General features: G+C 58.0%; 18 protein-coding genes. 12 read left to right on the forward strand and 6 right to left on the reverse strand.

Features of this window, described 5'->3' with window-relative positions:
• Positions 1–43 precede the first annotated feature (43 nt).
• Complete coding sequence (locus tag LEPTO7104_RS0113545) at positions 44–2,158, reverse strand: FAD-dependent oxidoreductase (RefSeq protein WP_017299122.1); 2,115 nt, start codon at positions 2,156–2,158, stop codon at positions 44–46.
• Positions 2,159–2,422: 264 nt separating this feature from the next.
• Between LEPTO7104_RS0113545 and LEPTO7104_RS36970 the strand changes: the two genes are divergently transcribed.
• From LEPTO7104_RS36970 to LEPTO7104_RS0113595, 11 genes are all read left to right on the forward strand, one after another.
• Positions 2,423–2,827 (forward strand): hypothetical protein, encoded by a 405-nt coding sequence (locus LEPTO7104_RS36970; protein WP_017299123.1) that lies wholly within the window; start codon positions 2,423–2,425, stop codon positions 2,825–2,827.
• A 219-nt stretch (positions 2,828–3,046) separates the two neighbouring features.
• The gene (locus LEPTO7104_RS0113555) at positions 3,047–4,594 is read left to right on the forward strand and encodes an FAD-dependent oxidoreductase (protein WP_017299124.1); all 1,548 of its coding nucleotides are present in this window, start codon (positions 3,047–3,049) and stop codon (positions 4,592–4,594) included.
• Positions 4,595–5,431 (forward strand): SirB1 family protein, encoded by an 837-nt coding sequence (locus tag LEPTO7104_RS0113560; RefSeq protein WP_017299125.1) that lies wholly within the window; start codon positions 4,595–4,597, stop codon positions 5,429–5,431.
• Entirely contained in the window at positions 5,428–6,162 is a 735-nt protein-coding gene (locus tag LEPTO7104_RS0113565) for a succinate dehydrogenase cytochrome b subunit (RefSeq protein ID WP_017299126.1), read from the forward strand. The genes LEPTO7104_RS0113560 and LEPTO7104_RS0113565 overlap by 4 nt, the downstream gene beginning before the upstream one ends.
• A 612-nt stretch (positions 6,163–6,774) precedes the next feature.
• Positions 6,775–9,660 carry a response regulator gene (locus tag LEPTO7104_RS0113570; protein WP_017299127.1) on the forward strand — a complete coding sequence of 962 codons (2,886 nt, stop codon included), beginning with the start codon at positions 6,775–6,777 and terminating at the stop codon, positions 9,658–9,660.
• Positions 9,661–9,747: 87 nt separating this feature from the next.
• Positions 9,748–11,238 carry a phytoene desaturase family protein gene (locus LEPTO7104_RS0113575; protein ID WP_017299128.1) on the forward strand — a complete coding sequence of 497 codons (1,491 nt, stop codon included), beginning with the start codon at positions 9,748–9,750 and terminating at the stop codon, positions 11,236–11,238.
• Between the two features lie 158 nt (positions 11,239–11,396).
• Entirely contained in the window at positions 11,397–11,522 is a 126-nt protein-coding gene (locus tag LEPTO7104_RS42350) for a hypothetical protein (RefSeq protein ID WP_264308329.1), read from the forward strand.
• A 46-nt stretch (positions 11,523–11,568) separates the two neighbouring features.
• Positions 11,569–12,096, forward strand: a complete 528-nt coding sequence (locus LEPTO7104_RS0113580; RefSeq protein ID WP_017299129.1) for a universal stress protein — start codon at positions 11,569–11,571, stop codon at positions 12,094–12,096.
• 614 nt (positions 12,097–12,710) lie between these two features.
• Positions 12,711–13,841: a DNA polymerase III subunit beta gene (gene dnaN / locus LEPTO7104_RS0113585; RefSeq protein WP_017299130.1), complete on the forward strand. Its 1,131-nt coding sequence runs from the start codon at positions 12,711–12,713 to the stop codon at positions 13,839–13,841.
• 43 nt (positions 13,842–13,884) lie between these two features.
• Positions 13,885–14,556, forward strand: a complete 672-nt coding sequence (locus LEPTO7104_RS0113590; protein ID WP_017299131.1) for a hypothetical protein — start codon at positions 13,885–13,887, stop codon at positions 14,554–14,556.
• A gap of 221 nt (positions 14,557–14,777) precedes the next feature.
• Positions 14,778–16,742, forward strand: a complete 1,965-nt coding sequence (locus LEPTO7104_RS0113595) for a bifunctional aldolase/short-chain dehydrogenase (RefSeq protein ID WP_017299132.1) — start codon at positions 14,778–14,780, stop codon at positions 16,740–16,742.
• Here the strand turns inward: LEPTO7104_RS0113595 and LEPTO7104_RS40090 are convergent.
• The 4 genes from LEPTO7104_RS40090 to LEPTO7104_RS0113615 all read right to left on the reverse strand — a co-directional run bounded on the left by LEPTO7104_RS40090 (position 16,739) and on the right by LEPTO7104_RS0113615 (position 20,521).
• Entirely contained in the window at positions 16,739–17,395 is a 657-nt protein-coding gene (locus LEPTO7104_RS40090; RefSeq protein ID WP_017299133.1) for a hypothetical protein, read from the reverse strand. The two genes, LEPTO7104_RS0113595 and LEPTO7104_RS40090, sit on opposite strands and share 4 nt — an antisense overlap.
• Complete coding sequence (locus tag LEPTO7104_RS0113605) at positions 17,376–18,581, reverse strand: urease accessory protein UreH domain-containing protein (protein WP_017299134.1); 1,206 nt, start codon at positions 18,579–18,581, stop codon at positions 17,376–17,378. The genes LEPTO7104_RS40090 and LEPTO7104_RS0113605 overlap by 20 nt, the downstream gene beginning before the upstream one ends.
• Positions 18,582–18,927: 346 nt before the next feature.
• Positions 18,928–19,731: a glutamate racemase gene (gene murI / locus LEPTO7104_RS0113610; protein ID WP_040695447.1), complete on the reverse strand. Its 804-nt coding sequence runs from the start codon at positions 19,729–19,731 to the stop codon at positions 18,928–18,930.
• Between the two features lie 88 nt (positions 19,732–19,819).
• Positions 19,820–20,521 carry an endonuclease III domain-containing protein gene (locus LEPTO7104_RS0113615; protein ID WP_017299136.1) on the reverse strand — a complete coding sequence of 234 codons (702 nt, stop codon included), beginning with the start codon at positions 20,519–20,521 and terminating at the stop codon, positions 19,820–19,822.
• Positions 20,522–20,701: 180 nt separating this feature from the next.
• On the opposite strand from LEPTO7104_RS0113615, the gene LEPTO7104_RS0113620 reads away from it, so the two are divergent.
• A complete protein-coding gene (locus LEPTO7104_RS0113620) occupies positions 20,702–21,043 on the forward strand; it encodes a cupin domain-containing protein (RefSeq protein WP_017299137.1) in 342 nt (113 codons plus the stop codon).
• A gap of 36 nt (positions 21,044–21,079) precedes the next feature.
• Here LEPTO7104_RS0113620 and LEPTO7104_RS0113625 read toward each other — a convergent pair whose 3' ends face one another.
• Entirely contained in the window at positions 21,080–21,907 is an 828-nt protein-coding gene (locus LEPTO7104_RS0113625; RefSeq protein WP_026072681.1) for a hypothetical protein, read from the reverse strand.

A 21,907-nucleotide genomic window follows, 5' to 3' on the forward strand; every position in this document is an offset into this window, starting at 1 on the left:
AACAGCCGGGGATTTTGCAATCCCCGGCTGTTTTGGTACGAGCTTAAATCCCTAGCCTGCCCTTGAGCACCTCGTAGAGCACCCGCGACAGCTCGCGGCGCTGGAGATTTTGGCGATCGATGGGGGTGCGGGCAAAGGCTTTGTCGTAGACCTCGGGCATGGCCCGCTTGACCAAAAACGACAGCTGTTCGCGGGTGATGGGGGTGTCGGGGGCAAAGCTGTGTTGGCTGACCCCGGCAATCATGCCGTGGGCATAGAGGGTTTCGATGGGTATGTAGGCCCAGTGCTGGCCGGGGAGAACATCTTTGAAGGTGGGGCCAGCGCTAGCGCGATCGGGCAGGGTGGTGGGCAGCTTGAGTACATTGACCAGGGCGGTGGCGACCACCGCTCGGCTAACCGGGGCGTAGGGCTTAAAGCTCAGACTCCTGGGGTCGTCGCTGCGCACGATGCCCGCTGCCGCCAGCACTTGAATGGGTTCAAAGTCGGGATCGTCGTGGCCGATGTCGTTGAACCAAAAAATGGGAATGCCGTTGCGGGCCATAAAGCCCTGGATTTTGCGAATGTGGGATTCCTCGGTGGCCAGCTGCCGAGGATTTAGGCCGGTCCACACCGCAAATACGGCCAAAAAGCCGCTGGCTTCGCCGATCGCCCACTCCATCGGGTGCATGCGGTAGGCGGCGTTGGTAATGTGAGTGGTGCCAATGCTCTTAGACGACAGCACCAGGCCGTCGGTGTCCTGGGGCACCAGAGCCCCCAGCGGCAGGCTAAAGGGCAGCGCAATCACATCCTTGCCCCTGGGGCTGACGTGGCCCTGGACGTCGTTGCCGTGTAGATCCATGTAGTGGTATTGGCCGATGCCCACCGAGTCGTCGAAACAGCGGGCGCGGGCCTGGTCGGGGAAGAAAGTCTCGGCCACATCCTCATGGCGAATGGTGGTGAGGGCGATGCCTCGGCGGGCTTCGCGAATGTAGGGGTCGAGGGCAATGCCGTCGCTGGTCCAGGTGAGGTCGCCGCGCGGTTTTAGGTCGGCGGCCCCGTGGGTTTGCAGGTAGTGGACGTAGGCCTGGGCTCGCTGCCGCGCCCGCTGAATGTGCAGGTTCCGCTCTTCGCGGCTGACGCCGACCAGGCGACCGGGCCGGTAGTCGTTGCCGCAGCAAAAGGCGCGATCGGGTTCGCTAGAGGTGCCCCAGTTGAGCACCGCCACATCGCCAGGGTTAACTTTTTTATCGTGGGACTGGGCGCGAAATAGCCGCCGATAGCGAAAAATGCCGAAGTCGCTGAAAAAATCCCATTTTTGCCATCGATCGGGCTTGGCCTTGGTCCAAAAGTTGGCGGTAAATTCCTTCAGGCCAATCCAGCTCTCCGTTTCAAACCCGGCCGGTTTACCAATGGGCACCCCTTTGCCGCGGGCGGTGTGTTCTACCACCACATCGAAGGTGATCGACTGTTGACACTGGGGCCGCGCCTCCTCGGGTAGAATAGCCTCGCCCGTTTCCTGGCGGGCCTCCTGGCCCACGCGGGAGGGAATGTGGCCAACCTCCAGGAGATCTCCCAAGTCGGTGGCTTCGACGGTGATTTTGGCTTTGACCGTAAAGGCGTGGCCTTTTTGGGTGTCGCGAAAAATGACGCCCTGCACCCTGGCCCGCCCCTCTCCTCCTTCTAGGGCCACCTGGCTGGGCTCCGCAAAGGGAATTAGGGTGAGACGGCCATCCCTTAAGTAGGGCAGCAGCGCCTCGTTCATGGCTGTCGCTGCCACCACTGGGGTTGTGGCTAAAGGGCTGACCCAGCTGCCGCCGGGGTTTGCCACCTTTTTGCCGCCTACGGGCTGTAGCTCGCGCTGGCGATCGCGAAAGGCCCGCTGCGACCTAGAAATGGCGTACTCTTCGCCATCGACGGTGTAGAGACCGGCCTTGGCCTGGAGCAGGTCGCCATCGTCGGAGGCGGGCAGCGCCTGGGACGTGAACTGGCCACCCACAATCCTGTGGGGCTGCACCAGGCACACGTCCAGATTGAGCCTTAGCGCCGTTAGCGCCGTGGTGTAGGCCGCCGTTGAGCCGCCCACCACAAGAATAGAGCAGGTCAGTTCGGCCCCCGCCTCCGGGCGGGTAAATGCCCCATCGGCAAACAGGCCGTTGTGCTGGGTGATGGTGTTGGGCATAGGGGCGACAGTCTCTAGATTGCAACGATTTTAGGCCAAGGCAGCCAGCGACGCGCTAGGGGCAGCCCCCTAACCGATACGAATATTCATTCGTCAATCGGTTGCCCCAGGGGGAGAGAGAACCCGCCCAGAATATGTATCTAACTATTGGCGCTATGTATGTCTGCTGGGCGATTTTGGACTGCGGCAAGCCAGCGTATAACTGAGCCAAGACCAGCACTTCACTACTTACCTGCAAGTGCGCCTTTCCTCAGGAGATTTTTCATGACTTTCAATGCGATCGCAGCCCAGCTTCAGCGTATTTTTTGCGTCGGCCTAGCTACATTGGTGATTGGCTCTAGCCTGCTATTTGGCTTTAGCGCTCCAGCGGCAGCCCTAGGTAACGAAGCCGGAGACATTGTGCAGCAGCGAGCTGAGCGCGAATTTGACCGCAAGACCGGGTCTGGCACCGCTAACCAGCTCGAAGGCCGTGCCCAGGAAGAATTTGGCAAAGCGCAGCGTCAAATCGACAAGGCGACTGGCGGTGCCGATGGCATTGGGAATCAGGTCAAGGGCCGTGCCCAACGAGATCTTGGCCGCACCCAGGGGGCTATAGACGATGCCGCCGATGCCGCTGAGGATACGGGTGAAGGCATCGTGGACTCGGTTAAGAGCTTCTTCGGCCAGTAAGGTGTCTCGCCCCGGGGCAATGTTCGTCAACTAGATCAAATCGGTCGTCGCTGACCCATCTAAGGCAGCTCCAGCACTGGAGCTGCTTTTTCAGGTTTTTGGCGCTTATTGCAGCCTAGCTTTGGGCAGGGCAAACGGTTGTTTCGGTATTTTGCCCAGCATTGCAGACCCGCATGAAGCCATTGATCTACCCTGAGAGTAGTCTCCTGGTCTTTTGCCATGACCCTCACTGAACAAATGATCTCTGGTCTGCCGGGCAACCCCTGGGCGGGGCTGGAGCGAGCCGACGAGCTGTGGCTGCGCTACCGCACGGGCAACCTGCCCGAGGCTCACGTCATTCACCAGGCCACAGCTCCGCTGGAGTCGGTCGATTGGGATGTGGTGATCTGCGGCGGCACCCTGGGGATCCTGGTTGGGGCGGGGCTGGCCCAGCGCGGCTGGCGAGTGGCTCTGCTAGAGCGCGGCGTGCTCCAGGGGCGACAGCAGGAGTGGAATATTTCTCGCCGCGAGCTGGCGGCGCTGACCGAGCTGGGGCTGCTGACCGAGCAGGAGCTGGCCGATGCGATCGCCTCCCAGTACAATCCCGCCCGCATTCAGTTTGGCGAAGGCGAGCCGCTGTGGGTCAACGATGTGCTGAATGTCGGCGTCGACCCCAGGGGGCTGCTCGCCCGGCTCAAGGCCAAGTTTTTGGCCGCCGGGGGGCAGCTGTTTGAGCACAATGCCTTCGAGGCGGCCTGGGTGCACCCGAACGGCGTGCTGGTGAAGGCAGAGCAGCCCTTCACCACCCGGCTGCTGATCGATGCCATGGGCCACTTTTCGCCCCTGGTGCGTCAGGCACGGGGGGCGGCAAAGCCCGATGCGGTGTGTCTGGTGGTGGGCACCTGCGCCCAGGGGTTCCCCGCTAACGATACGGGCGACTTGATTGTGTCGTTCACTCCCATTCGCCATCAGTGCCAGTACTTTTGGGAAGCCTTTCCGGCGCGGGATGGGCGCACCACCTACATGTTCACCTATATGGATGCCGATTCCCGTCGGCTGAGCCTGACCGAATTCTTTGAGGAGTACTGGCGTCTGCTGCCCGAGTATCAGCAGGTGAGCCTGGAGGACTTGCGGGTGCAGCGGGCGCTGTTTGGCTTTTTTCCTTGCTACAGGCAAAGCCCGCTGCGGTACAGCTGGGGCCGCACCCTGGCGGTGGGCGACAGCAGCGGCAGTCAGTCACCCCTTAGCTTTGGCGGGTTTGGGGCGATGATTCGCCACCTGGAGCGGCTAATCGACGGCATTGACGAGGCGCTGGGGTGCGATCGCCTGACCGCCTCCGCCCTGGGCGAGCTTCAGCCCTACCAGCCCAACCTATCAGTGACCTGGCTGTTTCAAAAATCCATGAGCGTGGGGGTAGACCAAACCCTCTCTGAGCAGCACATCAACCGCATGCTGACGGCTATATTCGCCGCCATGGCCGAGCTGGGCGAACCCACCCTCAAACCTTTCTTGCAGGATGTGGTGCAGTTTCCGGCCCTGGCCAAAACCCTGGCGGTGACATCGATTAAGTATCCGGGTTTGGTGGCCAAAATTATTCCCCAGGTGGGCATAGGGGCCCTGGCGAGCTGGCTGGGGCACTATATCAGTCTGGCCGGGTACAGCGCTCTAGAGCCATTGGCCCGCGCCCTGGCGCCGGTTTTTGAGCCACTGCCCCCGGTGCCGCGATACTATAGCCATCGTTGGCGCGATCGCCTGTTCTATGGCAGCGGTAAGGACTACAACGCCTAAATGACCAATACTGCACTACCCAGCCAGCGCCTGTACCAGGAGCTGCAGCAGCCTACCGAGCGCGTGAGTTTGGCTCGCGCGGCCCTCTACCTGGCCCAGGAAGACTCGCCTCACCTGGTGGTTGACGACTATCTAGCCATGCTCGATCGCATGGCCGAAACCCTGCGTCAGCGGCTACCTGCCGATGGCTACCCGCTGAAGATTATTCGCACCATCAACGAGTACCTGTTCAACGATCTGAACTTTCGGGGCAACAGCGTCGACTACTACGACCCCCGCAACAGCTTTCTCAACGAGGTGCTAGAGCGGCGAGTGGGCATTCCCATTACCCTGTCGCTGGTGTATCTGGAGCTGGCCAACCGGATTGGCTTTCCCATGGCCGGGGTGAGCATGCCGGGGCATTTTTTGGTGCGTCCCACAGTCAACGAAATGGCTGTGTTTGTAGATCCCTTTAACCGGGGCGAGATCTTGTTTGAGCAAGACTGCAACGATCGCCTCAAGCAGATGTTTGGCGAAGCGGCTCGGCTGGAGCCGCAGCACCTGGCCCCCGTGCCGCCGGTGGCGTTTTTGGTGCGAATGCTGACCAACCTGAAGATGATTTACCTGCAAAATAGAGATGTGCCCAAGGCGCTAGATGCCATTAACCGGATTTTGCTGATTAACCCGGAGGCGGTGGCGGAATGGCGCGATCGCGGCCTGATTCACTACCAGCAGGGGCAGCTCGACCAGGCCCAGCTCGACCTGGAGCGCTACCTCTACCAGCACCCCGACGCCGCCGATGCCTTTGAAATTCGCCGGGTGATTGAGCAAATCGAGCGCGTGCAGGACGAACCATGACCAACACCCTCAAAGCCCCCCAAACTACACCAGAAACCCCTCCCAGCCCGGCCTCTCCCCTGCTCAGGTTCTATCAATCGTCGATCGGCAAAAAGCTGATCACGGGGGCCACCGGACTGGCTTTGGCAACCTTTGTGCTGGCCCACATGGTCGGTAACCTAATTTTGTTCGTCAGCCGCGATGCCTACAATACCTACGCTTGGGCGATCGAAAATCTAGGAATTGCCTTCTACGTCTTTGAGCTGGTGCTAGTGGCGGTAGTAATGCTCCACGCTCTGGTGGGCATCGAGATTTTCTGGCGCAAGCGGCAGGCCCGCCCCCAGGGCTACAGCATCTACCAGTCGGCGGGTGGCCCCAGCCACCAGACCCTCAGCTCACGCACCATGATTGTCACTGGCTCGGTGCTGTCGGTGTTTTTGGTGGCCCACCTGCTGACGTTTAAGTTTGGCCCCTACTACACCACGGAACTAGGTGGCGAAACCATGCGCGATCTGGCCCAACTGGTGGTGGAAAAGTTTCAGCACCTGCCCTACGTGATGGGCTACAGCGCCATTTTGGTGCTGCTGGCCTCGCATCTGCGCCACGGGCTGTGGAGCGCGCTGCAATCGATCGGGCTGCTAAATAAAGGCATTCGGCCTTTGGTCTATGGGGCGAGTGCGGTGGTTGGGGGTGGAATTGCAGCGGGCTTTCTGCTGCTGCCCTGGGCAATCTATCTAGGTCTGGTGAGCTAACCACCAGCTTTGGCAGAGAGACCGGCGCCTATTGCCTTACCTCAAGGCGTTGCTAGCAGCGGCAGGCACCCAATCTCTTGAGAAGAAACTACGCCTAGTGGGCGAATTGTTCACCAACTTAATCAGCCATGCAGTTATAGCTGTAGCCAGTCTGGATGAGATACTTCCCTCAAAACGTTCAAGCGCTTGAACGCTTCTGGATGTCTTATATCAAGTCCGCTTAATCGACCGCACTATGGCCTTAGAAGAAGCAAGGGTTAGTGGCCTACAATTCTTGGGTTCATTAGCCGGACTTGATATTACCTAACTGACTATGGCCTAAGTGACTATGGCTGTAAGTCCAACGACAAGCCTAAAAAGTGGGTGGAGATTGGCTGGCTGGGGAGGATTGGCAACACCCCGTATTCTATGTCTGCGATAACGAGAGAAAATTTTTCAAATCTTCCGCCGCTTGCATGGGCGGTAAAATTCGGATTGAGTCCAGTCCCATCCGGGACAGCATTCTACCTTACCCTGGCAGCGAAGGCAGTGGCAAACTCAAACGGGGCATTTAGGCGCTCGTAGACACTGGTTTGAAGTGACAACGCTGCCATCTCACCTGGAGGATTAGTCATGCAACAGCCGTCGCCCACCGTTCTGATTGTCGATGACTCTCCAGAGGACCGGGAAACTTACCGGCGATATCTGTTAGGCGATCGGGAATATTCCTACACCTTTTTAGAGGCATCCCTGGGCCAGCAGGGAATCGACCTGTGGCAGCAGCACCGACCCGATGTTGTCCTGCTCGACTATCATCTGCCTGACCTAGATGGTTTGAACGTTTTGGCCCGGCTGCAAGCTCTGGGTCAATCAGCCTGTTTACCCGTTGTGATGATCACAGAGGAGGGCAATGAAGCGATCGCCCTGCAGGCGATTAGAGCAGGCGCCCAGGACTATTTGGTAAAAGGGGCCATCACCGCTGAGGAGTTGCGCCTGACCGTCAGTAAGACCCTTACGGCTATGCAACTTCAGCTCCAGCTCCAGCAGCAGCTAGAGCGCGAACAACTGACCCGACACATTAGCCAGCAAATTCATCAGTCGCTGGAACTAGATGAAATTCTCTACACCACGGTCACGGAGGTGCGTCGGTTTTTGCAAACCGATCGCGTCGTTATTTTTCGGATCGAACCGAGCGGAGATGGCACGGTCGTTGCCGAATCGGTTGGTTCAGCGTGGCAAGTCCTGCTCTATCGAGATATCCATGATCCTTGTTTTGCCGAGGGGCACATAGATTCCTATCAGCAAGGACGAGTCATGGCCCATGCTGATATTCACGATGGTCGCCTTGCTCCCTGTCATGCTGAGTTTCTAGCGCAATTTGAGGTGCGGGCAAATTTGGTGGTACCCATCCTCCGCGATGCCCAGCTGTGGGGGTTGCTGATTGCCCATCACTGTGAGGAGCCGCGATCGTGGCAAACCACAGAAATTGAATTGCTCCAACAGCTTGGCGTCCATTTGGGCATTGCCTTGCAGCAGGCCAGTGCCTACATCCAGCTAGAGCAGGAAGGTGCAGCCCGCTATCGCGCAATTGTTGAAGATCAAACCGATTTAATTGTCCGCTACCTACCGGATACGACCCTTCTGTTTGCCAATGGTGCCTACTGTCGTTACTTTGGGGTGAAATTAGAGGAAGTTCTGGGTAAGAGTTATAGCCCCGTCATTTTTGAAGGCGATATGGAACGGGTGACTCAGCTAGTCAGATCCATGAATGCCGAAAATCCTACCGTCACCATCGAGAACCGGATTGTCGTCAATGGAGAGGTGCGCTGGACCCAGTGGATCAATCGGATGCTATTCGATGACCAGGGACAGTTTACTGAATTTCAGTCGGTCGGACGAGATATTACTCCACTAAAGGAGGCGGAAGCCCAGCTGCGCCACAGTAGCGAGCGGATTAGTTTGGCCAATGCAGAGCTAGCCAGAGCCGCCCGGCTCAAAGACGAGTTTTTGGCGAACATGAGCCACGAATTGCGAACCCCACTTAACTCAATCCTAGGATTATCTGAGATTTTATTAGAAGAAGTGTTTGGCAATTTGACCGATCGCCAGCGCCAGTTTTTGCAAACAATTGAGAAGAGTGGAGAACACCTGCTCTCCCTAATTAACGATATTTTAGACCTCTCCAAAATTGAATCGGGCAAAGTCGCGATCGAGCTGGGTTCGGTTGCCCTAGATTCAGTATGCCAATCTAGCCTCAACTTTGTTAAGGAACAGGCAAGACACAAAGAAATTCAGTTGACCTACAAGCTTGATCCAACACTTTCAGAAATCGAGGCCGACGAACGGCGATTAGTTCAATTACTAGTCAATTTACTGAGCAATGCGGTTAAATTCACGCCCAACGGCGGGCGTGTGCAGCTAGAGGTGAAAATGAACCCGCTTCAGCAAGCGGTTGAATTTCAAGTGACGGATACTGGGATTGGCATTGCTCCAGAAAACTTGAACCAGATCTTCCAGCCCTTCATGCAGGTAGACAGTTCTCTCTCTCGACACTATACCGGCACAGGGCTGGGCCTATCAATCGTTCACAGAATTGTTGAGCTGCACGGAGGCAGCATTCGAGTCGAAAGTGAGCTAGGACGCGGCAGCTGCTTTACCGTACTCTTGCCGTGGCACCCCGTATCGGTTCAGCCCGATCTCTCCTCTCCAGAATCCTTACCGAACAACGTCGAAATCCACAATGTTTTAGTGGTAGAGGATTCGAGTCCAGCAGCTAACCAGATCAAACGATACCTAGCTGAAATAGGAGCGACCAGTGTCATTCATCCGGTCGGCAGAGGGGCCTTGGATGTAGCGTTACGAGTCAGCCCAGATGTCATTGTGTTAGACGTTTTGCTGCCAGATTGTTCTGGATGGGAAGTCTTGAGCGAGTTGAAATCTCACTCCCAAACTCAATCGATCCCTATTATTGTCATTTCAGTGGTGGATGATCGACCTCGTAGCCTGGATATGGGAGCTATCGAGCATCTTCTTAAACCTCTCTCTCGCCAAAAATTTCATCAAGCATTGCATCGACTATTTGCCAACGTTCAGTCTCCCAACCCGGAGATGGCTCTTATCGTTGCTGCCGCAGAACTAGCCAGGCGTCCTAAAGTTTTATTAGCAGAAGACAACGAAGCCAACATTACCATGTTGCTCAATTATCTGGAGTCGCAGAATTTTCAAGTCTTCCTGGCCCGCAATGGGTTAGAAGCTGTTCAGATGGCAAAACAAAATCAGCCAGATGTGATTTTGATGGATATTCAAATGCCAGACATGGATGGATTAGAAGCAACCCGGCAAATTCGTGCCGACGGGCAAATAAGCTCTATTCCGATTATTGCCTTAACGGCTTTAGCCATGCCCGGCGATTTAGAGCGGTGTCTAGGGGCAGGGGCCAACGATTACATGGCTAAACCTGTGAAGCTGAAGCAGCTTCTGGACAAAATAACGCAGCAGCTGCCCAAAATTTTGGATTAGCCCAGTACTATGACAACTTTGAAGGTTGGGGAACCTGGCTCTGGGGCAACCTAGCGTTGAGGTATTCAGCACTGGATCGCAGAGCCTATGGCACCGACGGCAGACATCATCATCATTGGGGCCGGCATCTCCGGGCTGGCGGCTGGGTGCTACGCCCAAATGAACGGCTACCGCAGCCAAGTTTTTGAGGCCAACGATCGCCCAGGCGGCCTATGCACCGCGCGATCGCACCAGGGCTATACCTTCGACGGCGGACTTCACTATATCTTTGGCACCGGGCCGGGGCAGCCATTCTACTCGCTGTGGCAAGAGCTGGGAGCAGTGCAGCGGCTAGAGTTTGTGAACCAACCCGAGTTTATGCAAATCCACGGCCCCCAGGGGGAGGTGCTGCGGGTGCAAAGCCAGCCCGACCAGCTGGAACAACACTTCCTGGCCCTGGCCCCCGAAGATGCCAAGCTGATTGCAGGGTTTTGCAAAGGGGTGCGCAAGTTCAAAGACTTTGACCTGTCGATGCTGCAACAAAAGCCCAAGTCGCTGATGACGGCGACGGATTGGGCGCGGCTGGGCAAGCAGGTACTGCCCTTTATGGGCGTACTGGGCAAGTGGAGTCAGCTGTCGTTGCGCGACCTGGCGGGGCAGGTGAAGAATCCATTTTTGCGATCGGCCATGCCCCACATGTTTGCCTGGCCCGATGTGCCGGTGATGGTGGGCATGTCGCTGCTGGCCTACCTGGACAACGGCAACGCAGGGTTTCCGGTGGGTGGGTCGCTGAGCTTTGCCCGCGCCATCGAGCAGCGCTATCTGGACCTGGGCGGCGAAATTCACTATTCTGCCCCGGTAGAGCGGGTGCTGGTGGAGAATGATCGGGCCGTGGGCATTCGTCTGGATAGCCATGACGAGTACCGGGCCGAGCGGATTATCTCCGCCTGCGACGGTCGCCGGACTATTTTTGATTTGCTCAAGGGCAAGTACATCAACCGCAGAATTGAGCAGCTCTACAATGGGCACCTGCCGCTGCATTCGCAGTTTCAGGTGCTGCTGGGGGTGAATATGGATTTTTCGCAGCAGCCCGCCTGGGTGACGCATTTGCTGGATAGGCCGGTGGCGATTGCAGGCCAGCCCCACGCCGAAATCGGCGTCAAGCACTACAGCTTCGACCCATCGCTGGCCCCACCGGGCAAATCGGTGGTGAGCCTGATGCTGACGACTCACTACAGCGACTGGCAAACCTACGGCGGCTCCCCCAGTCGGGATGCGGAGAATTTGATCGATCGCATGGAGGCGTTTTATCCCGGTCTGGGGGCAGCGGTGGAGTGCATGGATGTGACGACGCCCCTCAGCCTGGAGCAAGCGACCGGCAACTGGCAGGGGGCCAGCTGCGGCTGGCTGCTCACCAAAGACACCCTGCCGCTGATGATCAAGGGGGTACCCAAGCGCCTGCCGGGGCTGGAGCGCTTTTATATGGTCAGCCAGTGGACCGAGCCGGGCGGGAGCCTGCCGATTGTGGCGCTGTCGGGGCGCAACTTGATCTATGAAATTTGCCGGGAAGATGGCAGGACCTTTGCGGCGGCGGGCTAGGGCAGATTATGGCTGGCAAAAGGTTATGAAATGCGATCGCACATCAAGCTTCGTTGCGTTCCTTCGCCGACCCCCGGCCCCAGCAGGACAATAAAAGTAGAGGGCAGTGGCTGCAAAGAGCCCGCCCCAACGGTGCCAGGCACCAGGAGGATCGACCCATGTTGTCCCTGATTTTCACTTACCACGACAGGCTATATCTGGCGACCGAACTCGGAGCGCTAGGGCTGGTGCTATTGCTCTGCTGGTTGGCACCCCGCCTGGACCGCTATCGATCTCAGCCCTAGGCGGCTAGCGCGCGTCAGCTCATTTCAGTTAACGGGAGGACACCCCATGTACCGCAAAATTTTAGTGGCCCTAGACAACAGCTCCACCAGCGATGCCCTATTTTCCCAGGCCCTTGAACTGGCCCAGGCCACCAAGGGTACGCTGCTGCTGGTGCACAGCCTGTCCAACCAGGAAGAAAGCAGCCCCCTTCCCATGTCAGGCAAACTCGACAATATTTACTGGGCACCGGGCACCGAGCTGGACCTAGAAGCCTGGCGGCAGGCGTGGGCGCGCTACGAAACCGAAAGCTTAGAGCGGCTGCGCCACTACAGCGCGATCGCCAATACCGTCGGTGTTGCCACCGAATTTCGGCAGCTGATTGGCAACCCCGCCACCGCTATCTGCAAAGTGGCCAATGAATGGGGAGCCGACCTCATTCTGGTCGGCAACCGAGGCCGATCTGGGTTGAGCCAGCTGGTGCTGGGCAGCGTCAGCAACGAAGTCATGCACCGCGCCTCCTGCTCCGTACTGGTGCTCAAATCCGACGCGCTGGACTCGGCCTCCATGCCCGCGATCGCCAGCACTGTCGCCTAGACCGTCCCCCACAGCAAACGGATCAACGAGCAAGCAGCTCCGTGGGATCCGAAGAAAACAGCCGCATGGGTGAGACGTAACGATTCGTGATCTTTTTTCGCAATTTCCCTGGGGAAAACCGGGGAAAATCCGGGGAAAGCGCCCTCCTTTAAAGGGGACAACGCCGCGCTCAGGGGGGAACTTGCCACCGCCACGTCCAAGGGTGTGGAAACTGGCGGCAATTCTCCCCACCTTTTCCCCAGCCAGGTTAGCGGTGCAGCCCATATCTAGATAGAGGATGAGAGATTTTCCCCAGTTTTCACAGGCTCTACTACTACGACTATCTTTTAAATTTTTCTTCTTCCGGAAGGCAGACTTTACCTAACAGGGTCAGCGTTGATGGGGGTAAAAAAGGGTGATAGGATGAGCCTCCAATCTAAAAGTGCCTGCTTTCCAAAAGCTTAAACCGCTCCCACGGCAAGGGATCCAGCTCTTCAAGATGCCATAAAAAGATCGGTTATACAGGGAATCCATAGCAAAGGTGAGATACTGCTAGTACGGAATTAGCCTGGTCTCACAGACGGGTGTTCTGGGCTCACGTTCCTTGTCAGCTGCATATCTTTTTCTCCGTTGCCATGAAGTTTATCTGTCCCCAGAGCGAGCTGAGTTCTCAACTGTCATCGGTGAGTCGTGCCGTATCATCTCGCCCCAGTCGCCCGGTGCTGGCCAATATTTTGGTCAAGGCCGATATCGAGAGCCAGTCGGTAACGCTGGTGGGCTTTGACGAAGTACTGGGCATCGAAAGCCGCTTTAGCGCCCAGGTGGAAGAACCGGGCACCTTGACCCTGCCTTCCAAGCTGTGGGGCGACATCGTTTCGCGGCTGGCCAACGAAGACATCACCCTGGAGTCTGACGGCGACAGCACCACCGTTACCCTCACCTCATCTTCAGGACGCTATGAGGTACGCGGTCTGAGTGCCGAAGACTATCCCTCGCTGCCAACGGTCGAGGAGGGCGAAGCTATTTCGCTCTCGGCAGATGCCCTGCTCAACGGTCTGCGCGGCTCGCTCTTTGCCACCAGCGGCGACGAAACTAAGCAGGTGCTCACCGGCGTGCATCTGCTCTCTGAGACCGATTCCCTAGAGTTTGCGGCCACTGACGGTCACCGCCTGTCCGTAGTGCAAACCACCGATGAATCGGCCACCGACACGCCAGCGATGGATGTCACCGTGCCCGCTAAGGCCCTGCGCGAGCTAGAGCGCATGATTCAGGGCTATAGCTCCAACGAGCCGGTGGCCCTGCGGCTAGATGAGACCCAGGTGCTGTTTGACCTGGGCGCCCAGCGCCTCACCACTCGCCTGCTAGAGGGGCAGTATCCAAACTACCGCCAGCTGCTGCCGAAGCAGTTTGCCCGCCAGGTGACGGTCGATCGCCGCCTGCTGATGGCTAGCCTGGAGCGCATTGCCGTCCTGGCCAGCCAAAAGAACGACATCATCAAAATCACCCTCAACTCAGGCGATCAGTCCATAGCGCTCTCGGTCGAAGCCCAGGAGGTCGGCAGCGGGCACGAGGATCTGCCCGCCCAGGTTACCGGCGAAGACCTCGATATTGCCTTTAACGTGCGCTACCTGCTGGACGGTCTGAAGGCGTTCGACACCACCGAGGTGCAAATGCAGTGCAACGCAGCCACCAGCCCGGCGGTGTTTGTGCCCCTGGGCGAAACCAAGATTACCTACCTGGTCATGCCCGTGCAGATTCGGGGGTAGGCGGCCAGAATCAATCGAGGTTCAGATTGGAGAAGATGAACCGATGACTAGCGCGATCGCAGCGATTATCCAAAACGGCCTAGCGTTTGATGTCAAAAACTGGGGTAGCGCAATGGAGTTTGGCGATCTGCTAGCTACGGTTGAGTTTTTGTTTGCCACCCTGGAGGACCGACAAATTGAGTACTTGCTGGTAGGCGGCATTGCGATGCTGAGCTATGTAGAAGGTCGCAACACCCAGGATATTGATTTTATCCTCTCGAAACGAGCCTTGAGTGATCTGTCAGAGTTAGTCATTCTTGAGGAAAACCGAGATTTCATTCGAGGAAATTTTGGTTCCCTTCAGGTGGATGTTTTGCTGACGCAAAACAAGCTGTTTAAGCTGATCAATCAGCAGTATGCTGTGCAAAAACAGTTCGGCGATCGCACCATTCGCTGCGTTACGGTTGAGGGATTGATCATTCTCAAGCTCTATGCCTTGCCCTCTCTTTATCGACAGGGCAACTTCGACCGGGCAAGCCTGTATGAAAACGACATTACTCAGTTGTTGTTGAATTACCCGACTGAGCTAGAGCCGATTTTCAAAATACTGCAACGTCATCTTTTAGCTTCTGATTTAGAGGCGATTCGAGAAACTGCTGACGAACTCAAACTGCGAATTCAGCGCTTCCAGGCCCAACAGCAAAGATTGGACAAGTTGTCTGAGGATGAATCATGAGTCGCTGTTCTGTGTATCGATCGCTGGAACGGCTGGATAAGGCTACGTTTAGGCTTTTTAGCGCCAAAACAGCACGACTTATCGGCCTGGGCCGCGGCGATCGCCTCCTGGAGAACTCAGAACGTCGCAATCAGAGGCAGCGCAATGGTATAAGGATTTTGTCTGCTGCGGTCTGCCCCACTTTGCCGCTAATCTGCATATAGTCTTTTACCTATAGCCCTATGAAAAGTCGCTGGGATGAGTCCGTTGCCCAAACCCTGAATGGCGATCTGCTCAAGTTGCGGGTCTACACCTCTCGCCTGCTGGGCCAGGAGTCTGATTTGGTGCTCCACGGCGGCGGCAACACGTCGGTAAAGGCCACGGTGAAGAATTTCTTTGGCGACGAGGAAGCGGTGCTCTACGTCAAAGGCAGCGGCTGGGATCTATCGACCATTGAAGCGCCTGGCTTTGCCCCGGTGCGCCTTGAGGTACTGCAGCGGCTGGCCGAAATGGAGCACCTCACCGATGCGGAAATGGTGACCCAGCAGCGGGCGGCGATGCTCGACCCCAACGCCCCCAACCCTTCAGTAGAGGCCATTCTCCACGCGATTATTCCCTACGCCTTTGTTGACCACACCCACGCCGATGCGGTGGTGACGCTGACCAACAACCCCACCGGCGAAGCGCGGATGCGCGAGGTCTATGGCGACTCGGTGCTGCTGATTCCCTACGTGATGCCGGGGTTTATTTTGGCGCGCAAAATTCGCGAACTCACCCAGGGCATCGACTGGAGCCAGTACAAGGGCATGGTGCTGATGAACCACGGCATTTTTACCTTTGCCGACGATGCCCGCACCGCCTACGAAACCATGATCGATTTGGTCAGCCTGGCGGAGGACTCGTTAGCGCAGCACAAGGCGATGTCCTTTGCGACGGCGGCTCCCCAGGCCGATTGGTTGACCCTGGCCAAAATTCGCCAGCAGGTGTCGCGGGTAAAGGGGGCACCGATGATCGCGCAGCTCGACCAGCGCCCCGAAGCGGTGGGCTTTTCAAATCTGGCCAATGTGGGGGCGATCGCCACCCGAGGCCCTATAACCCCAGACCACGTGATTCGCACCAAGGCCATTCCGGTGGTGATCGAGCAGGAGCCAGAAACGGCGGTGAATGCTTTTGCCGAGAACTACCGCCAGTATTTTGAGCGCAATAGCGATGGCAGCCTGACCCAGCTCGATGCGGCTCCCCGCTGGGCAGTGTGGCCGGGCTACGGCACGATCGCCTTCGATCGCAGCGTCAAGGCCGCCAGCATTATCACCGACATCATCGAGCACACCCGCCGCGCCATTCAAATGGGCGAAGCCCTGGGGGGCTGGCAAGCCCTGGGCGAAAAAGACCTGTTTGACATGGAATATTGGGAGCTGGAGCAGGCCAAGCTGGGCAAATCCAAGGCAGCGTCAGAGTTTCAGGGCAAAATCGCCCTGGTCACTGGGGCGGCCAGCGGCATCGGCAAAGCCTGTGCGGAGGCGTTGCACCAGCAGGGCGCGGCGGTGGTTGGCTTCGACTTAAACCCCGATGTGGGCAAAATTTTGAATAAACCCGGACTCGTTGGGGTGCAGGGAGATGTCACCGATGAAGCAGCGGTAAAAGGAGCGATCGCCGCCGCCATTCAGCACTTTGGCGGCCTGGATATTGTGGTCAGCAATGCCGGCATTTTCCCCCCTGGTCAAACCCTGGAAAACCTGGAGGCCGAAATTTGGGAAAAGAGTCTGGCGATCAATCTCACCAGCCAGCGGGCCCTGCTGCGCCATGCCATTCCCTTTTTGCGCCACGGCATGGATCCGACGATTTTGTTCATTGCCTCCCGCAACGTGCTGGCCCCTGGCCCCGGCGCTGCCGCCTACTCCGTCGCCAAAGCAGGGCTGACCCAGCTGGCCCGCGTCGCCGCCCTGGAGCTGGCCCCCGAAATTCGCGTCAATGTGCTGCACCCCGACTGCGTCTACGACACCGGCATCTGGACGCCGGAGGTGCTGGCGGGCCGCGCCCAGCGCTACGGCATCAGCGTGGACGAGTACAAGTCGCGCAATTTGCTCAAGCAGCCGGTGTCGTCCCAGGAGGTGGCCCAGCTGGTCTGCACTATGGCGAGCAAAGTCTTTGCCAAAACGACCGGGGCCCAGGTGCCCATCGACGGGGGCAGCGATCGCGTGATCTAGTCTGACGCTGGGGGTTTCGGCTGGCGTAAGGTTAAAGCGGCGGCGATCGCAACGGCTATTCCCCCTGCTGCCACCCACAGTCTCCAGGCTTGGGGCATGGGGGCGGCTGGTTCCTCCCCCTGGCTCGCTGGGGGTGCCTGGGCCGGGGCGCTCTGGTCGGCTGCCGGGGTAGAACTCTCCGGCTGAGGCGTAGCGGGTGTGGGCTCTGGTCGGCCTGCCGCAACCACCGTGGTATAGCTCAGCTCAAAGGGAGAGAAAGTTTCAGTCGCTTTGGGGCTGCCGGTGAGCACAATGCGGTACTCGCCCACCTCAGGGAATGTAATTTCGGCTCCAGGAATATTTTCAAAGCTCTCGGGCGACATGGCTTTCAGCACGGGCTGCATAATCGGCGGCCCGTCCGTCTGGTTAGCCCTGTAGACGGCAAGATTGCAGTTGCACTGGTCGAGGGGAATGACCCTGCCGCCCTGCTGGGTGAGGGCGACCCAGACTTGGGCCGGTTCTCCGGCTTTGGCGCTGTGGTCGGGCTCCAGGTGCCAGGTTCCGGCCACATCGCCCGACACCTCAGTCTTGTGAGCATGGGCGGCTAACGGCACCAGGCTCGTGCCCACGCCGATAATCAGGGCGCCAAAGAGGCTAAGACTTGGGCGAGGCATAGTACTTCTCCAGAGACAACAGTGACCAAAACCATCGCGATCGCAGCAGCAGCGCCAGCAGCGCCAGGGTAACCAGGGCGATCGCCGCCAGCCAGTTAGTTTGCTCAAACCCACCCAGATAGTGCGACCCCAGCAGCAGCGTGTGGACCACCACCAAAATAAAAATAGGCAGACTCAGCAGGTGCAGCCGCCGCCACTGGTGGCCCAGGTAGCGCTGGGCCTGGTCAAAGCTGGTTGCCGCCAGGGGCACCATCAGCACAAAGGCCACAATACCCGCCCAGCCACCCATCTGTAGACTGGGTAGCAGAAAGGTTAGCGCCAGCGGGTTCCAGCCCATGTTGATCATATGGCCAATGTGGGCTACTGAGAGCACAAAGGCCCCTACCCCCAGGGTGCGGCGATAGATCAGCAAGGGCGACCAAACCCGGCTCAGGGGTCTGGCAATCAGCGCTAAAAACAGGCAAATCAGCGCGCCGTGGCCGGTCAAATCGACGCTCCCGCTGCCCCTAAATATTGTCAGCAGGCCAATCACCAGCGTAATCCAGCCGCCCAGGCGGAACAGCTGCCCCCGGCGATCGGCGCTGACCCACCCGGTGGAGACGCCGACTCCCAGCATCATTGGCATTGTGCCGATGCCAAAGGCCAGCATCGTGGCTGCACCCATCCAGGGATTCGTGGTTTCGGCGGCCTTGAGCTGAGCCGCATACAAAAAACCGCAGGGAATTAGCCCCCAGGCCAACCCCAGCAGCAGCGGCGTCCAGCGCTGGGGGTTTAGCGAAAGGCCCTGCATGGCTCGGCTGAGGCGATCGTGCAACCCCGACTGCACCATCGGGTTGAGGAAAGGCACCTTGGGCACCTGGTTCGGGCTAATCTGCGCCAGCCCAAACCAGATCAGCAGTAGCCCAGTTACCACCGCCACCCCCCGCCGCAGCGAGCTGCCCAGGCCAGCCATTTGCCCACTGGCCACCAGCACCGACCCCAGCGCCCCAATCAAAAGGCCGACCAGGGCGTAGCTCACCAGCCGCCCTAGATTGAGCAGCAGGTGAAAGCGAATGTTCTGCCAGCGGCTGGGCGCTGCGGAGGACTGAGACAGCGAAAAGGCCACCGTAATTGGCCCGCACATGCCCAGGCAGTGGCCAAAACTGCCCAAAAATCCGAGGCTGGCGATAAGCAGCAGGTCTAGCATTCAGGAGGTGACGGGGGCGGGGGCAGAGGTAGGGGTTTTTTTGAGGTTAACACCCTACCCCACCGGGCGTCCTGCGGCGGTCTGTCTGTTGACGCCGCGCTACTCCGTCTTGAAGCTCTACCTAACCTGAGTTCGGGCTAAAGAAATTCTCTGCAAAAGCAGGTTTGCTATCCCCTCCTGGGAGGGGCAGGGGTGGGTTTCCCGGGGCTAGCGTTGGAATTTCACCGTATTCAGTCGAGTAATTTCTATAGCCGTTTTGACCCACCCCGCCCTCCGAGCACCCCTCCAAAAGAGGGGACGGCGTTATCCCGAACTGAGGTTACCTACTTATCCGGGACGTAGGTTTTCATCGAAATGGTTCAGGCAGTCGCTGCACATTTACCTCTTGCTGCCATAGTGTCGAGAAAATGCTTTGGGCGGTCTCTATTTCGCCACTCGTCCAAAACGTTTCTTGCCCCGGTTGTGGGGCCGGATTCAGCAGATTCTGGCCTGTCAGCACCTTGAGCACCTGCCGCGCGATCGCCGAGCCGGTGTCAATAATAGTCACCTCTGAACCCACGACTTCATCAATCAGCGGGCGCAGAAAGGGATAGTGGGTGCAACCCAGCACCAGCGCATCAATATCCGCCGCTAGCAAGGGCTCTGTGTAGTGCTGGATGATTGTGCGGGTGGCCGGACTGGTCAGATCTCCATCTTCAACCTGCTTAACAAGGTGCGGACAGGCCTGCTGAAGAATTTTTATATCCGATCCAAACCGCTCTATTAACGACATAAACTGAAAACTTTCCAGGGTTGCAGCTGTGGCAATTACCCCAATGGCACCCGTTTTCGTAATTGAGGCGGCGGCTTTAATGCCAGGCTCTACCGCAATAATAGGAATAGAATATTGGCTACGTAGGTGTTTAACGGCTGCCACGGTTGCTGTATTGCAGGCAACGACCAGGGCTTTAATGCCCTGGGTGAGTAAAAATTCGGTCAGTGCGGTCGATCGCTGCTGAAGATACTCTGGTGTTTTTGTGCCGTAGGGAACGTGGCCAGAATCTGCAACGTAGCACAAATCTTCGTGGGGCAATGCGGCGCGAATTGCATGTAAAACGGACAGGCCACCCACGCCAGAATCAAACACTCCGATCGGTGCAGACGAGTTCATGCCGGTAATGCTGTATCTAAACGCTGTGCACAGAGGGTATATCTTAACTGGAGAGAGTGCCGAAGGCTAGACAGCGTGGGCCAGTCCGCTACCTTGCCTGGCCGTAGGGGCACAGGTCCAAAACAGGGCAGCGATCGCAGGCCGGGTTTTTGTAAAAGCAGCACCGCTGCCCGTGCAGCATCATGACTTCATGGTTGTCATAGATCTGCTGCGCGTTCCACTCCTCGGGCAGGAGGGCTTCCAGCACTCTGTGGGATGGCCCCACCGCCAGGGTTTTAGAAATTAGCCCCAGCCGCTGGGCAACCCGGTGATGGTGGCTATCGACCGGCAGCGCTCGCCCCCGCAGCTGGCTAAAGCACAGCACCGCCGCGCTGGTCTTGGGGCCAACTCCGGGTAAGGCTTCTAGCCAATCGCGAGCCTGCCTCGTCGGCATATCTTTTAAGAAGTCGAGCGACCATTCGCCGCTGGTTGCCTCCCCAACTAACCGCAACACCTGCTGAATTCGGGGCGCTTTTTGCTCGGGCCAGGTGCAGGGGGCGATCGCGGCCTCAACGTCTTCCGTAGGGGCATCTCGCACCTCCGCCCAGGTCGGGAATTGCGCCACCAGCTGCTTAAACGCGCGACCCGAATCGCGATTTTTGGTGCGGTGGGACAACAGGGATGAAATTAGCTCGCTCAGCGGGTCGAGGGTATGAAAGTAAGGAATTGGGCAGCCATATTCGACACAGAGGCGATCGTGAATGGCGATCGCTTTGTGCTGTAAATCTGCGTTGATCGGTTGGCTTACCAAAGCTCTGGCCCTGCTCACTCTCCCCAGCAGTCTAACGACTTGGAGATAGTGGCAGGCTTTACCTGCGGAGAGAGCTAAATGGCTAAGTGCACCCAATCGAGCGCCATGCTCCCTCATTGGAAAGATGTTGCTCTGTCTTAGGGTCTTTAGGATGCGGGTAAAGGCAAAAATTACGAAACTATGAGCGATACCACCATTATTAAAGTCACCTCCGAAGCTGCCCCGATGGGGTCTATGGGGCAAAAACACCTGGCCCTGAGCAAAAATATGGCCATGCGGCTGTGGGAAAATGAGCAGCCCGGTGAGGCCAAGCCCGAGGCTAAGCGGCCCTACGAGGCGATCGGCTACGTCATTAGCGGGCGGGCCGAGCTGCACCTCGAAGGCCAGATAGTGGTGCTCGAACCCGGCAACTCCTGGGTTGTGCCCGAAGGTGCGTCGCACACCTACAAAATTTTGGAACCCTTCACCGCCGTTGAGGTGACAACGCCCCCGGCTGTGGTGCACAGGCGCAATCAGGCGTAATGCAGGCTGGGCTGGTACTGAGCTGGATTCAGCGTTCTAATATGGAGCCTCGATCGCGTCAAACGCCATATCGTTGAAGTCAAATAAGACCGATTCGCTCACCAATCCATTGGGCCTGACTTGAGCGGCCCAAAGCTTGCCTGCCGCCGCCCAGACCAGCCGCCTGCCATCCAGCTCGGCCCACTCCCAGGTTGGGCAGGCTATGGGCGGCGCCGGGTTGGGGCCAACCAGTTCGTGCTCGTCCCAGTAGCAGCCTTTACCCACTGGAGCGCCCACTTCGGCGTGGGCAATTTTGCGCAGTGTCCAACCCTGGCCAATGGGCTTTTCAAAAATGTCTTTCTCCTGCCATTTGCGGATCTTGACGCGATCTACCCAGGCCCAGCCGTCTCGAAGCAGACGGGGGTAATACACGCTCAAACACTCGCCGCCGCAGCCGCCCTGGGGCTGGTACTGGGTGTCTCGTTGCAGGGCCGACGCGCTGTGCAATTCTGCATGGCCGTAGCCGTCATTCAGCCAGTATTTCGTCTTTCCAGTCCACAGGCCGCCGCCGTGCCAGCAGTCGCCCTTCGGGAAAAACGCGATCGCCTTCAGGTACGGCACTCGCGAAATCGCCGTCCACGAGCCCCGCGACTCCGACTGCCATTTACCGTTCATGGCAAAGTAAATGAGATGTTTGCCATCGGGCGAGATATCGCTACGGCGCTCGTAGATGCGGCCCTTGAGCCACTGGCCGAGCTGGAAGGTGTCGCGATCGCGATCCCAAAGCATCGTCGCCACGTGCTTCGACGGCCCCCTGCGAATTACTAGCCCAACGGGTGCCTGACTGGCCAGCAAAACATGAATTCGAGGGGGAAACGGTGACAT

This window comes from Nodosilinea nodulosa PCC 7104 (assembly GCF_000309385.1).
Lineage (GTDB): Bacteria > Cyanobacteriota > Cyanobacteriia > Phormidesmidales > Phormidesmidaceae > Nodosilinea > Nodosilinea nodulosa.